Annotated in this window: 9 protein-coding genes and 1 pseudogene; 9 read left to right on the top strand and 1 reads right to left on the bottom strand. The window is 33.2% G+C overall.

Annotated features, from left to right (window positions below):
* Window positions 1-2: 2 nt before the first annotated feature.
* A complete protein-coding gene (locus RWN13_RS09080; protein ID WP_314062447.1) occupies window positions 3-209 on the bottom strand; it encodes a hypothetical protein in 207 nt (68 codons plus the stop codon).
* Window positions 210-268: 59 nt separating this feature from the next.
* On the opposite strand from RWN13_RS09080, the pseudogene tnpA reads away from it, so the two are divergent.
* The 9 genes and pseudogenes from tnpA (at window position 269) to RWN13_RS09035 (ending at window position 15,271) form a co-directional block, all read left to right on the top strand.
* Window positions 269-698, top strand: a pseudogene (gene tnpA / locus RWN13_RS09075) (IS200/IS605 family transposase).
* An 869-nt stretch (window positions 699-1,567) separates the two neighbouring features.
* Window positions 1,568-2,155: a TetR/AcrR family transcriptional regulator gene (locus tag RWN13_RS09070; protein WP_314062444.1), complete on the top strand. Its 588-nt coding sequence runs from the start codon at window positions 1,568-1,570 to the stop codon at window positions 2,153-2,155.
* Window positions 2,148-2,843, top strand: a complete 696-nt coding sequence (locus tag RWN13_RS09065) for an alpha/beta fold hydrolase (RefSeq protein WP_314062441.1) — start codon at window positions 2,148-2,150, stop codon at window positions 2,841-2,843. The genes RWN13_RS09070 and RWN13_RS09065 overlap by 8 nt, the downstream gene beginning before the upstream one ends.
* Entirely contained in the window at window positions 2,840-5,878 is a 3,039-nt protein-coding gene (locus RWN13_RS09060; protein WP_314062438.1) for an AMP-binding protein, read from the top strand. The genes RWN13_RS09065 and RWN13_RS09060 overlap by 4 nt, the downstream gene beginning before the upstream one ends.
* A gap of 13 nt (window positions 5,879-5,891) precedes the next feature.
* On the top strand, window positions 5,892-9,224 hold the full coding sequence (locus RWN13_RS09055) for a beta-ketoacyl synthase N-terminal-like domain-containing protein (protein WP_314062436.1): 3,333 nt from the start codon (window positions 5,892-5,894) through the stop codon (window positions 9,222-9,224).
* A gap of 18 nt (window positions 9,225-9,242) precedes the next feature.
* Window positions 9,243-9,944 (top strand): ABC transporter ATP-binding protein, encoded by a 702-nt coding sequence (locus tag RWN13_RS09050; RefSeq protein ID WP_314062433.1) that lies wholly within the window; start codon window positions 9,243-9,245, stop codon window positions 9,942-9,944.
* A complete protein-coding gene (locus RWN13_RS09045) occupies window positions 9,944-12,223 on the top strand; it encodes an FtsX-like permease family protein (protein ID WP_314062430.1) in 2,280 nt (759 codons plus the stop codon). The genes RWN13_RS09050 and RWN13_RS09045 overlap by 1 nt, the downstream gene beginning before the upstream one ends.
* A 415-nt stretch (window positions 12,224-12,638) precedes the next feature.
* Window positions 12,639-13,331 (top strand): 4'-phosphopantetheinyl transferase superfamily protein, encoded by a 693-nt coding sequence (locus tag RWN13_RS09040; RefSeq protein WP_314062427.1) that lies wholly within the window; start codon window positions 12,639-12,641, stop codon window positions 13,329-13,331.
* A 1,457-nt stretch (window positions 13,332-14,788) separates the two neighbouring features.
* Window positions 14,789-15,271, top strand: a complete 483-nt coding sequence (locus RWN13_RS09035) for a PTS sugar transporter subunit IIA (RefSeq protein WP_314062425.1) — start codon at window positions 14,789-14,791, stop codon at window positions 15,269-15,271.
* Window positions 15,272-15,275: the final 4 nt, after the last annotated feature.

The following is a 15,275-nucleotide window of genomic DNA, read 5'->3' as shown; positions in this document are numbered from 1 at the left end:
GACTATGAAGCTGTAAAATATTTGACAAGTGAAAGATTAATAACAAAATTTTGGGTTGGATCATCACAACGAGTTACGGATAAGATATCACCACTGCCGAAGATTTTATAATTTCCAGTTGCGCTTATCTCATCAAGCTCAGTTCCATCTACAAAAAATAATGTAATCTTTTTTCCTTGTTTAATGGCGGCGCTTAGTAATTCTCTCAATAATTACACCTCCTAGAAACCGATTATAACATATTTAAGGGAGGTAATAAAAAAATGTTATTCTCTTAGTGTTCGCGCCGAAATATAGAAGACAGCTCGTTTACGGAAAATTCTACGAGAATTATGTCAAAGGAAAAAAGTGGAAATAATAGAAGCGAATCCATGTAAAGACCATATCCATTTATTAGTAAGTATCCCTCCAAAAGAAAGTGTTTCGAGTTTCATAGGCTATCTCAAAGGAAAAAGTAGTCTAATGATTTTTGATCGACATGCTGAACTAAACTATAGATAGGGTAATCGTAATTTTGGTGTTGTGGTTATTATGTGGATACTGTTGGGCTAAACAAAAAGCAAATCAAAGAATACATAAGAAATCAAATACAAGAGGATTATGTAGCAGATCAACTGACGTTAATCGAAGAGTATGATCCGTTTACAGGAGAAAAAACAAGAGAAAATAGAATGAGATTCTTCAGAATCCGTGAGTAAATGTGGTGCAAAAGGGAGACCACTCAGAGGGCCTTTCAGCCGCAGAGCAAACCTACAGTCCTCACTGGAGGTTTTGATTTGGTAATAAATTAGACTAATTAATCTTTAATAAAATTTAATATGTTGATTTACGATGAGGTCATGGCTCAAACTGCCTAGGCAGGAAAATTTATCGTGAGTATACAGGCATTCTTGATATCTTGTTTGATTGCCTCAATTCCAAAAGGTTCTGATGTGAGAATATTGTTATTTAATAGACGTAAGAGCCACGTCATTCGTGTTTAATTGCTACTGTTATTCTAACGAATGAATTCGTTAGAATAAGGCCAATGTAATGAAAGCTTCCACCGCTAAATATTGAGTTGGATACAGCTGAAAATATGTCTCTTCTCTGATGGTTACGCAGATAAGCTAATGAATTGTCTGTTTGATTATATACCGTGGCGGATATATGTTAAAATTACATTAGAGTTGACAGTTGTAGAAAACACTTTTATTTATAGTGTTGAAATAAGAAAAAAATCTGAAGTGAGAGTCAAGCCAAGCATTATATATTATGATAATTGGATAATGAGAGTCACTAGTTAATTTAATAATGACAAGTCGTTTTTAGATTATTCGATAAATAGCATAGTTATATTGAGCACAGTTGGGTTTAAATGAACAGTTCGCTAAAAAAACGAACATAATATATGTTTTTGTTATTTAATAGTATTATGTTGAGAGATATAACTCTTTTTAGGTGTAAATATTTTTTATCGAGCTTATTAGGATTTTTTTTTTATGATTATTGACTTTTAGGTGGAAATATAATATTATAATTTCAATAAAGAACGATTGGACTTTATTGAAGATGAAAGGGTCTAATTATGCAAATCCAAAAGATAGAAATAAAAAATAAAATTCTAGATGTATCGAGTAAGCTGTTTATGTCAGGTGGCTACAAACAGACTTCCTTGAATGATATTGCTAAGGAATGTGGTATTTCAAAGAGTAATATTTACAATTACTTTAAGTCAAAAAATTGTATTTTTGATGCTCTGACTGTTGAGGCTAAAGAAAAATTGACCTTTATATCTAAACTCCTCGCTAGTAACCCTTTCGTTGGCTCTGAGAATCTTCAAGAAGGTTTATTATTTATTTTGTTCAATCATATTTTGCCCGTGAAAGAAGGTGTTATTTTGATATTTGATCGTGAAATGGAGGAGAACGACAAGCATTATATTTCAGATTTATTGGATATTATTAACAATATGGTTGTCCCGGATTTGACTATTGATGAAAATACTGATGTGCTAAAAATCATTGCAGAAAATTTAGTGAATGGCTATCTCAATATACTGAAAGCGGAGGGGCAAGAAAAAAATATGAAATATCAAATTGCTGCCCTAACAGAATATCATGTTGGTGGTTTAGCATTTCTAAAGCAGTCCGTTATGGAGAAAAAAAATGAGTAAATCAAAAGTCATTCTTTTTCCCTATTCGGGAGGGAATAAAAACTGTTATAGGAACATTACTTCTTTTTTTGATGCTGGGATTACACATAAGACTTTGGATTTTAGAACAGAAGCAGTTAGAACATTTGCAGAAACAGTCGACTATTTATGCGATAAAGTATATTCGGAATGTTCAGAAAGTTCTGAAATTATCCTGTACGGTCATAGCTTAGGAGCGTACTTAGCCTATGAAGTTGGGAGAAGTAAGAGGTTAAATAAACAAATTGTTAAAATTGTCCTATCTGGAGTGAATCCACCTAATCAACTAAAAAGAGAGTATTTTAATTTTTTTAAAAAAGACCTTGCGGACTTTATTGAGGAGGTTGGAGGTTTTCCTGAAATGGCTACACTCAAGGAGAAAAGCATCATGGTTGAATATTTATATCCCACTATGAAAAAAGACTTTGACTTACTTTCTCAATATGCTGACTTGAGGATAAATGCAACTATTAACCCAATTTCGGTTAACTTAACTTTGTTAGTTGGAACGGAAGACCCACTAGTTGATGTCGACAAAATAGAAAAATGGAAAAATTTCGTGGAAGGGGAAGTTGAGATATGCAAAATGAGTGGTCATCATTTTTTTATTAATCAAAGACCAAATTATATCGCACAGAAAATTATGGGACAAAAAGGAGCTACCGAATGAAAAAAGTTAGGATAAATCAATTACAAAAGCAATTATTTACACATTACCAAAAATACCCAAAAGATCCCTCGTATAATATCGTATACTCCTTTCATTTATCGGGAATGTTTAATAAAGAGCGAATGAAAGCTGTTTTAGAACAACTAATGAATACAGAGGAAATTTTGAAAGTTAATTTTATAAGTGAAGATGATGCTACTTATATGAAACACGATAGTGCAATAAATCATTCCGTTGAAGTAAGAAGTATCGATGCGTTAAGTACTGAGGATTTTTTGGAAAACATTAGGGAGATCGCTTCGAACTATCATAAAGAATCGATTGATTTGGAACAAGATAAGCTTATTAGGATAAATCTGTACTGGAGTAAACAAAATGTAGAAGATTATGCGGCTATTTGTGTTGTTTCTCACATAATAGCAGATGCTTATAGTTTTTATTCGTTTCTTGAAAAAGCTGCAACGTTGTACAACAGCAAATTAGACGAACAAAATCTTAGTTTATTGATCGAAGATGTAAGGACTGACAGTTATCTTTCTCTAACTGATGATGCATTTGTGTCGTCAGTAACTAAACTGGAAAAAACGTATACTAATTTAGGCCTTCCTGAGATAACACAAAAGAAAAAAGATGATAAATTGATTGGTAGGAATTTACAGTTTGAAATTGTAAATTATGACGAAATACAGAATATTTTAACTCAATACTCAGTTAGTCCATTCGTTTTTTTTCTAAGCGTTCACGCAATTGTAATATCGAAGATTCTCAATAAAGAAACGATATCGATTGGAATACCGCTTGCAAACAGGAACAAGAAGACTCGTAAAATTTTTGGTTATTTTGTGAATACATTACCAATTGAAATTGATTTTTCAATCGGCGATGATTTTCCGCAAGTTTTAGCAACTATCAAAAAAAATGTATTTTTACTTTTAAAAAAGCAAAATGCGGATAATAGACAAATTTTAAGCCTTGAGAATGATAAAATTAATAATTGTTTTACCTTTTACAAAAATGATATTTTGCCAAAGTATAAAGATTGTACGACAAACATTATAGATTTTAATCATGAATACATTCAATTTGAACTGACTTCTACTGTTACTGAATTAGATAATAGGTACCAAGTGAATTACGAATTAGGCACATTTTTTGAGTCATTTGAGCTTGAAAAAATTTATAAAAATGTATTAGCTAATATTCTCAAGGGTGAGGTAGACATTAATAGTTACTCTTTTTACGATTCGAAGGACATTCATAGTGAAGTCGAACGTCTAAATAGTGGTAGTGTCGTACAACTTGAGGATGATTGCCTATTTGCTAGATTTGAAAAAAATGTAAGAAAGGCCCCAGATAAAATCGCTATACTACATGGTTCGAGAACGTTAACTTTTCGAGGTCTAAAAGAAAAAGTTAATAAATATTCACATTGGCTAATAACTAATTGGCCATGTGATAAAAACATAGTTGTTTCGATAAAAAAAAGTATTGATTTGGTGGCTCTCTCTTTGGCAATTATACAAGCTAAAAAAGTTTATATTCCTATCCCGGAAGAGGTGCCTTTACAAAGAAAAGAAGACATTTTTCATGATCTAAAAGAGTATAAAATTATTGATGCAAACGTTTTAGAGAGTATGGATAAAACGTTAGGTGCAGATGATTTCTCTTTGGATTGCCATCACTCCGAGAATAAAATAGCGTATATTATTTATACATCTGGTACAACGGGCAAGCCGAAAGGCGTTCCGATTTCTAGGAGTAATCTGCACAACATGCTTGACTCAGTCATAAAGACACTTGGCTTTTCAAGTAAAGAAGTTTGGGCATTTGCACATTCCTTTAGTTTTGATGCCTCCATTTGGGAGATGTACGTTTCGTTATTTTCTGGTGCAAAGTTAGTTGTGGTTGATGATAGGATAAAAAAATCACCGAGAGCATTTAGAAATTTATTAATGAAAAATAACGTTACAGTACTAACTCAAACACCAACTGCTTTCAAATTATTAAAAGAGGTAGAGTTTGATTATCAAAACAAATTATCTATAAAGTATATGCTTTTTGCTTCCGAATCGTTTCAGTTCTCAATATTAGATTCCTGGATTAAAAAATATCCATTAACGACTCAAAAAATATTTAATTTATATGGTCCATCAGAATCAACAGTCATTTCGACATTTTATGAGGTGAGTCATGACGATATTGAGAAAAATCGAGCGAATATTATTGGAAAACCGTTGCCTCACATACGAAGTTTTGTCGTTGATGAGAGAAGTAGAGCCCTCTTACCAAAAGGATTTGCAGGAGAATTAGCTATTGGGGGACCGAGTATTACGAGCGGGTACAAAAATAACCAAATCCTTAATGATAAAAAGTTTGTAAAACTGTCCAATGGAGAAAATGTTTATTTATCTGGGGATAAAGTGAAAATTCTCGATGATTATCAAATAGAATTTTTAGGTAGAACAGACAGACAGCATAAAATTAGAGGTTTCAGAGTTGAATGTGGTGAGGTAGAGACGGTTTTTGAGAACTATTTTAAAGGAGGTAAGAGTGTAGTTGACTGCATTCAAACAAGTATGGGAATATCTCATTTGGTTATTTATTATGTATATGATGAAGAGATATCTCAAAAGTTGGGAAAGAATGTATTAAGAAAAATGTTACCTGATTATATGATACCGACGTTTTGGATAAAGCTAAGTACGTTTCCTTTGACCGCTAATGGAAAAATTAATTTTCTGAAGCTACGGGATCATGTTATACCGTATTTAAATAATGAAGAGAGAAGTGTTTCACTTGAGGGGAAATCTGATGAAGAGAAAGTTAGTGTGATAATATCAGAAGCTGTTGAGCATAATGATTTTAATTTGGACGATGATTTGGTCAATATTGGGATTAACTCCATCCATATTCCAAGGATATATAATACACTTGTTGACGTTTTTGAATTAAAGAATTTTGATATTGCAGATATGTTTGAATTGGGGACCGGTAGAGATATTTTGAAAATGATTAGTGAAGACAAAATAGAATAAGGTGAGGGATTGTATGAATGAAGATAAAATTGTAATTGTGGGATTTTCGGGGCGTTATGGTGGTGCAAGCAATACTAATATCTTTTTTGAAAAACTTGTTTCAGGGGAAAACTTTTTTACAAATAAAGAAGAATGTAATCCTAATATAGTTAATACATACTCTAGTGTAGATGAAATTGAATATTTTGATCATGAATTTTTTTCTATGAGCCCTAGAGAAGCAAAGTACACGGATCCGCAACACAGACTTTTTTTAGAGATTTGCTATGAGGTTTTGGAGAATAGTGGCTATTCAAATCGGCAAATAAAAAAAAATATTGGTGTTTTTGCTTCAAGTAGTTTTAATTCGTACTTAATAAATAATTTACTTAACGCGAAGATTGATAAAAATAGTATTGATTATGGGTTATTGATAGGAAATGATAAAGACTTTTTAGCAACACGAGTCGCGTATAAGTTGAATTTAATTGGACCAGCAACAAACATTCAGAATGCGTGCTCAAGCTCTTTAGCTGCACTAAACTATGCTTGCTCAAGTATTGCAAATGAAGAGTGTGAATCTGCATTAGTTGGAGGCGTCTCACTTTCTTTTCCACATAACGAAGGCTATATCTCTAGATCAGAGGATAATTTTTCAAGCGATGGGACTTGTAGGCCTTTTGATGAAGAGGCAAATGGACTAGTGAAAGGCAATGGATGCTCTGTAATTCTTATAAAGAAACTTTCTCAAGCATTAGCTGATAAAGATACTATCTATGGAGTTATAGACTATATAGGTATTAATAATGATGGTTCGGATAAAATGTCGTTTACCTCTCCAAGTGCTAAGGCCCAAGAAAAAGTGATTAAGGGTGAAGGCCTAAGTCAAAAATTGCCAGATTATATAGAATCACACGGTACCGGAACCAAACTAGGTGACCCTATCGAAATAAAAGCACTTGCGAAAGTATATAATAGTCAGATCTCACCCATTCCAATTGGGAGTGTGAAAGCTAACGTCGGACATTTAGACGTAGCGGCAGGGATTACGTCATTAATAAAAGCAATGTATATCATGAAAAATAATGTTATTCCAGCAAATATAAATTTAAAAAAAATCAATCATAACTTAAATAAGTATGCGAGTTTATTTTCTTTTCCTAAAGAGAATATTTTAACTAAAGTAAATGACATCGCATTAAGTTCATTTGGGATTGGGGGAACTAATGTACATGTTAGGCTTAAAAGATATACCAGTCAATTACAATTAGATCTTAACGAAGAGTTACCTCTGTATTTTATTCCTCTGTCGTACAATTACGAAAATGATTTAGTTAAGATTAAAGAAGAGTTGAATGGATTGTTAAAAAATGAACAATCTTTTGGTGATATCGTATACTCGCTTTCTAGAAAAAGCAATGACTACAAAAATAACCTATTTATGATTGTTAAAAATAAAAGAGAGCTGTTATCGTTTATCAATAATACTGACTCGATAAGCGAATTAACCAATGGCTATGATTTTCATTTTAATCGACAAGAGATTAATTATATCATGGATGTTTTTTATGGAGGTGGTTCTTCAGAAGTAGATGTTCTTCTAAACTGGACGTCATTCTTAAATGAAGTCATACCGGAATTGTCCAATAGTGATGTTTATAACATTACGGATGAAGTGAGTAATAGCGATAATATAAAAACGTTAGAAAAATTTTATAACACTTTGAGCTACTTTATTTCTAAATTGGGGAAAGAGATTAATTTTACATTCCTCTATCGAAATTTTAACTGGAGGCAAATCCCGACATATAGATACCCAATGAATAAAAAGTATTTTTTTGAAGAGGTGTCAGTTGATGGTATCAATAAAACTGAGGCAGAATGTCATGTGGAATATGATCTAGAAAGTATGTTACTTCAAATCGTGAGCGAGGTGCTTGAAGTATCTGACATAGAATTGGATGACGACTTCTATGAGCTTGGTGGAGACTCATTATTAGCAATCGATGTCTTGGATAAAATTCAAAATAGTGGAATTAGTTGTACTCTTCAGGACTTTTTAGATAACCCCGTTTTGAAAGATTTCTTGGTATTTCTTGAAGGAAATAAATCAACAGAAAATACCATATTAGAGCCAGTTATTTCGACCAAAGAGGTTAAGGATGTTCTTTTAAAGAATAAATACAGAGCCCAAGGCACTATTGAAGAAAATCAATTAGATAATGTTCTATTATTTGGCGCTACAGGTTTCTTAGGTTCACACTTATTATTAGAATTAGCAAAACTGAATCATTGCAAACGTATTCATTGTGTCGTTCGATTTAGTGAAAATCAGACTGCTGAAGAAAGAATGAATCAAGTTCTAAATTTCTATTTTTCTTCAGATGAAATAAAACGTATTATGCAAAAAGTAACGATAATTTCAGGTGATGTTTTGAAAGAAAATTTTGGAATGAGTCGAGAAGCTTATTTATCTCTTAAGGAAACTACTGACTTCATCATTAATTCGGCTGGGTCGGTTGAGCATTATAGTAGGTATGATAGTATCTATCAGATTAATGTTGTGGCAGTTGAAAAAATCATCGCTTTCGCAAAAGAATCGAGTGCAAAGTATTTGCATATTTCAACACTGGCAATTTCTGGAAACAATGGATTAGAGAACTCATCGACCGATGGTAACACTAAGATTGAATTTAAGGAATGTGATCTTTATGTCGGTCAGCCGCTAAATAATGTGTATGTAAAATCTAAGTTTGAGGCTGAAAAAATAATTCTCCAAGAGATTTCAGAAGGCTTGAATGCATTCATATTTAGAGTTGGAAATGTTACGAATAGAAGTAGTGATGGGGTTTTTCAGCGTAATCAATCGTCAGATGCATTTACTCAACGTCTATTACTAATGATAAATTCAGGGGAAATACCTACGTCATTAGAAACGTATCCTTTTGAGTTCTCTCCAGTAAATGAAGTAGCTGCCGCAATAGTCAATTTGAGTCAACATAATATGGACTATAATATTTTTCACATTAATAATAATCATTATTTGCGAAGTAAAGATTTGATTAAAATTTTATTGGAGTTAAACATTAATGTAAAAATTGTTGAAGATAATGAATTTTTAGAAACAGTAGACAAATTGGTAGCAAATCAAAATGATGCGTATTTAAAAGAGATTCGCGTAAATGATCTGTCTAAAGGCTTGTCAATTTATAAAAGTGATTTCAAGTATAATAGTGATTTCACTGTTAAGGTGTTGCAGGAAATCGGCTTTGAATGGAGTGTTATTGATAGGGAATATTTGAAACAGTATTTTAACTACTTTAGCAGTTATTCTAAAGACCAATATCAACAGAGTATAACTAAGTAAAAAGAGAAGGAGATAGATATGTCATTAATAAAATTTGAGAATGTTTCAAGATTTTTTAAAGTTGGAGAATCAGTTGTTAAGGCGGTAGATAAAATAAGTTTTGAAATCAATCAAGGTGACTTCGTTGTTATTTTAGGCTCATCGGGCTCTGGAAAAAGTTCGACTCTGAATCTTTTAGGTGGGCTTGACTCACCAACAGAAGGGGAAATCACAATAGATGGGAAAAAGATTAGTGATTTTTCAAATAAAGAGTTAACACTGTATAGAAGAGCGACCATAGGCTTTGTTTTCCAATTTTATAATTTGATTCCTAACTTGAACGCATTTGAAAATGTAGATATTTCACGAAAACTATCAAATGATTCGTTAAACGCAGATGAAATACTAAAAGCTGTGGGTTTGGAGGATAGAAAAACACACTTTCCTTCAAACTTGTCAGGCGGGGAAATGCAAAGAGTTTCTATTGCTAGAGCCATCTGTAAAAACCCTAAGATATTATTGTGCGATGAACCAACGGGAGCATTAGACAGCGAGACTGGGAAAAACATCTTGAAACTACTTAAAAAAATTTCAGACCAACGCGGAATAACTATAATTATGGTCACTCACAATTCTGAAATCACAAAACTTGCTGATAAGGTTATTACCATGAAAGATGGAAGCATTGTTGCAATTGAAACGAATGAAACTCCACTCTCTCCTGAGGAGGTAGTGTTGTAATGTATTATTTAATGAAGAAATTAAGGAGAGATTTATGGTCATATAAAAGTCAATTTGCTTCGGTATTTGTGATGACCTTTCTTTGCCTGCTTGTTTATTCAGGGATTGAAGGGTTATGGAATTCAATGGATACTAACAGTGAAAAATATTTTAAAGAAACTAATTTAGCTGATGCATGGATAACAACAACAGGAGTAACCACAGACCAACTATTAGAAATAAAACGGTTAAACGGGGTTGAAGATGTTGATAGGCAGGTTTTTGTTAGTGGAGAGGTCATTCATAAAAGTGAAAGTGCTGATTTTCAGATAATATCTTCTGAAAATAATAATGTCTCCTCCCTCCGAGTCGTCAGTGGTGAAGACTATCATAGTGATAAATCTGGTGTTTGGTTGGACAGGTTTTATGCGGATGCTTTGAATTTAAACGTGGGAGATACTATTCAAATTGAAGTTGCTGATGAGGCGAAGAAAATAAGAATAAGTGGGATAGTCATGAATCCGGAATATATAGGGTATACTGGCCCAGGATCTGTGACACCAACAGATCACAAATCCTATGGATATATGGTTGTAGGAAGGGATTTATTTGAGTCGTTAATTAAATCACCTATTGTCTACAATCGTTTAAAGTTGAAATTAGAGGGTGAGTCTAAATCAAAAGTGGTCAGAAATCAAGTTAATGATATTCTTGAAGATAAAATGGTTTCCTATATAGATAGAGAGACTAATCCAAATCTTACTTATTTTACAAGTAAGATTGAATCAATAAAGAAAGTGTCGATTTTGTTTTCAATAATATTTTTACTATTGGCACTATTGACAATTTATTCAACTATTAGTAGGCTAGTGAGTTCGCAGCGAATTCAAATTGGAACATTGATAGCAATGGGCTTTTCGAGAAGTCAAATATTGTTTCATTACTTGAGTTATGGGATGTTAATAAGCCTACTAGGAACGGTATCGGGATATGCCTGCTCTTTCTATTTGGGTAACTTACTGATTCGAGGACAACAAAAGTTTCATGTGATGCCAAGTTGGGATATTCCTATATCTGCAAGGTCTTTAATTCTTGTTATTGCAGTTATTTTAATTTGTTCTTTAGGAGCTTTAGTGGCAAGTTATAAGCTAGTAGTAAGTAATCCAGCATTAATTATGAAAAATCAAAATTCACAAAACTCTGGGAATAAGAAGGAAGTGAATGTAGGGTTTTTAGGATATGAATGGAATTGGGTAATACGAGATATCTTTAGAACTAAGTTACGTTTTCTCATTGGTGTTATTGGGGTACTAGGAAGTGTTGTTCTGATTCTATCAGCTATAGGTCTTAGGGATTCCGTTCGCTATAGCAATCATTTTGTGTATGGTACGGTATTTTCATACCAATCAAAAGTAAACGTAAGCAAATTTACTGATAGAGATGCTATCGAAACATTAGATAACTTTAAAGGACAATGGATTCAAGAATCGATCGTCGAAATAGATGTTGATAGTATCATTGAAACGACGAATATTACCGTAATAAGTGAAGGTGATTTTATTGAGTTGGGAGGATCAAAGCCAATTCATCTTAACTCAGAACAAGTCATGATATCAAAAAAACTAGCTGATAGATTGGGCATAAGCGTGAATGACACTATCGCCATGAAAGATTCGATAAGTTCTAGTTTCAAGAAATACGATGTTTCAAAGATAATTGAGATACCTTTTCCTCAAGGCATTTATGTTTCTGAGAGATACTGGGAGGGAAAAGGGAATGACTTTTTACCTACGTCATATTTGACTGCTAAGAACGTCTTAAAGGGAGATAATGATAATATTACCTCAATAACAACCTTGGAGGAGCAATTTGCAAGTACAAATGAAATTATGCAAAGTATTTACTCGGTAATTATTGCAATGATCTTTGCATCGATCCTTTTAAGTATTGTCATTTTGTATAATCTAGGAATGTTAAAATTTGTGGAAAGAACCAAGGAATATTCAACATTAAAAGTGTTGGGATTTAAAAATAGTGAGTTATTCAAATTAATCGTTTTTGATAGTATTCCTTCACTATTTGTAGGGGCTGTGTTTGGCATGATTGTTGGGATAAAATTCTTAGGCGTGTTTGTCTCGCTTGTAAGCACTAATGTTAGAGGCTATCTAGTTGAGTTAAGGATGAGTAATATAGTTATCACATTAGCTATAGTTATCGGTTGCACATTTCTTGTGAATTATGGGGTTTATAGAAAGTTGAGAAAGTTAAATCTTGTTGATTCTTTAAAAAGTTCAGAATAGGAAAGAAAGTATTGAGTCATATTTTTGGGGACAACAAAAACGAGGGGGAATTGTCACTGTTTTTTCAAGAAAATGTTATTGAAAGTGTCAAAAAAAGATATTGCAGTGAAAGTGAGTTTATTTCAAATTTATATTTGCTGAATCTAGACAACCATTATCTGCTTTGCTCAAAAGTTGTAGCGAAGATAATAAATGTAACGACTATTTCGGAAGGGTCATTTACAGAAAAAGGCACCGTCCTTTGCGAGCTTTACTTTTTGGGAATGGCGTACACGATAATCATGGAAAATGATGGATATGTGATAAAAAAGTATGTAAAGACCCAATTCATTATAGAGTACAATTCCCCTATTTTTCTATTTGAATTTGTCTAAGCAAAGAGATGGTGTCTAATCTTATTGGAGGAGGAGAGGGCTTGTTACGTATCTATTATTTAGAGATTGATTCGTATGAAACTACTGTCCTTATCGACCGTTTTTGGCATGTTATTTCAAGTAATAGAAGGGAAAAAATTAAACGATTTAAATTTGATGACGACAAAAAGAGATCACTACTCGCAGAGATAATCGTTTATTATGCCATGTATATTGATTTGTCTATTGAGAAACAATCAATTTGTTTTAGAAAAAACCTATATGGTAAACCTAGCCTGGTAAATCAAGACTATCACTTCAATATCTCTCATTCAGGACGTTTTGTTGTTTGCGCTGTTAGTGATAAGTGTGTAGGGCTTGATATTGAAAAATATGGAAATCATGGATCAATTTTATTGAACCATTTTCACCACATTGAAAAAAAAGAATGTAGACGTATGGAAAGGGCTAAAATGAATAGTCATGCCTATAATCTGTGGAGTTCAAAAGAAAGTTATGTTAAATATTTGGGATTGGGGCTGAGTTGCAAACTTGATTCGTTTTATATTAAGACGGATAAAACGAAAACCGTCAATATATATTCAATGTCTCATCAAAAATTAGACATAAAAATCGAACAGTTATTTATTGATTGTAATTATGCTTGTTTTGTTTGTTATGAGGCAGAAAAGGTTAGTCTTTTAAAGGAGGTCAGTGAAGAGGACATAGAATTACTTAAATGGATACTAATGTGACTTTTCGCTACACAGGGACATTATCTAAAGATTGGCTAAAGCATGAAGATGAGATAAATTTAACTTTTGCTAAAATGTTTAAGTAGGCTAGTATATTTGGATATATTAGCCTATTTTTTCTGTGGGCAAGGTCAATGTTTTTTAATATTTTATTTATTAACTTCGGCTTAATGTCCCTGGGAAAGTAAGGGACATTAAGCCACGGGTGGGCAAAAAACTCATGCCTACTCTATTTGCGGAAAATGATAGATAGAGAGGAAAATGCTATGTCCAGTTTGATGGGGGGGCTGGAAGTAAGCTGCCACTTCAGGACCAGCGTGATACATTAGTTTATTAACCAACTAAAAAATAGATAAATCTGGTGTTATAACGATAATAACCTTAACTAGCACGTCTAATTATGATTATCGGTCTTTAGACAAGTTACTAATTAGTGTGAAAAATAAAATATTGAGCTATAGGAGGCTAGAAGACTCGTATACCAACCTCTATTATCCCATTACACATCACCTAGACCAATCACCTAGGAAGCTGCTTATATTTTTTGTTATTTATAAACGTACGCTCTTGACACCGCTTTCAAACTGTCGTACAATGACCCTGTTAGCACCATCACGACAACTAAATAATAATTTATGGCGTGCTCGCAAGGAGACTGCAATCCCCCTGCGATGCCCAAAAGACTACAGTACTAGTCAATCAGTTGCCAAGCTAGCTTTTACACCAGCTTCATCTATTGTACCTAATTTAAGCGCTTTTTTCTAGTTTTTTTCGCAAAATTCTAGAAAATGCTTAAGTTTATTTAAGAATAGGTGTGGCTGTAAAGGTTTGTTTTTTCATAATGGCATCAATTGAAACGAGATTAGACAGGTAGTCTAGTCTCGTTTTTTGCGTTTTCTGAGACAAAATAAACCGTCATTCAGATTTTTTGATGTTTTTTTATGGAAATAACGTCACCTTTAGTCACTACCGTAATTATTAGGCTATCAGTTGTCGTGGTGTGCTAGCTGTTGGATAAGACTCTTAAAACTGAAGGCGAGTAATCAATGTATTAAAACAGGCATGACGAACTAAACTGGCAACTAGTAAAGTGGTAAATTTATCTAGCGGTGATTTCTTTTAGGCACATTTGATTATTTGGCTCAATCAATGATTGGGGGAGAAATATTGGACAAGGCATTGGGGCAATCATTCGTGACTTAACTTAAGAAAAGGCGGCAGTACGAACGACATCATCCGATTATTTAATCAAGTGTGGATTGTCACAGGGAAGAACTAATAATCATTAGAGTGGGGCGTGTTTCAAGGTACATCCTTAGAGGAGAATCAATAAGTGATTCCACCAGTTCATCACAATTATTTTACTGGTCGTTTAAAAAGTTGTGATGAAACCGTTAACAAATGTGAAAAAGAATCTGTATACTAAGAATTAGTTAAGGCAGAACGGAGGTGAATCAATGGGATTAACCCAAAATTATTTGAACGAAGAATTGGTTGATGTTCTTGATATTCAAGGGGGCCAAAAAGAGTATTTTCAACGGGTGTACCAGAAGTTGAATCAGTTGAATTATATTGAAGATGGTTACTTGGACGCCATTATTGAAAGAGAAAAGGCCTACCCAACAGGCTTACAAACTCCTTTTTTTACTGTCGCAATTCCACATACAGATCCTCAATTTATAAAAAAACCATTTATTTATCTGGTTAAACTGAAAAAACCGATTGCGTTCGGTCAAATGGGGACGACTGATACGCTGATTGATGTTGATTGCACGTTTGTATTAGGGATGGCAAAAGGAGCGGATCAATTGGCGGTTTTACAGCGTTTGATGCAGATGTTTTCAACGGAAGAGGTGATGAACAAAATAAAGACGGTAAATGAGGTACAGGCTTTTTATCAAATTGTTAGTGAGTTTTTTAATACGACGATAAAGGAGTAGCAGA

The sequence above is a fragment of the uncultured Vagococcus sp. genome, from assembly GCF_963518325.1.
GTDB lineage: Bacteria > Bacillota > Bacilli > Lactobacillales > Vagococcaceae > Vagococcus_D.
The sequence above is the reverse complement of the archived record's forward strand: the minus strand, read 5'-3'. Positions and strand labels throughout refer to the sequence as shown.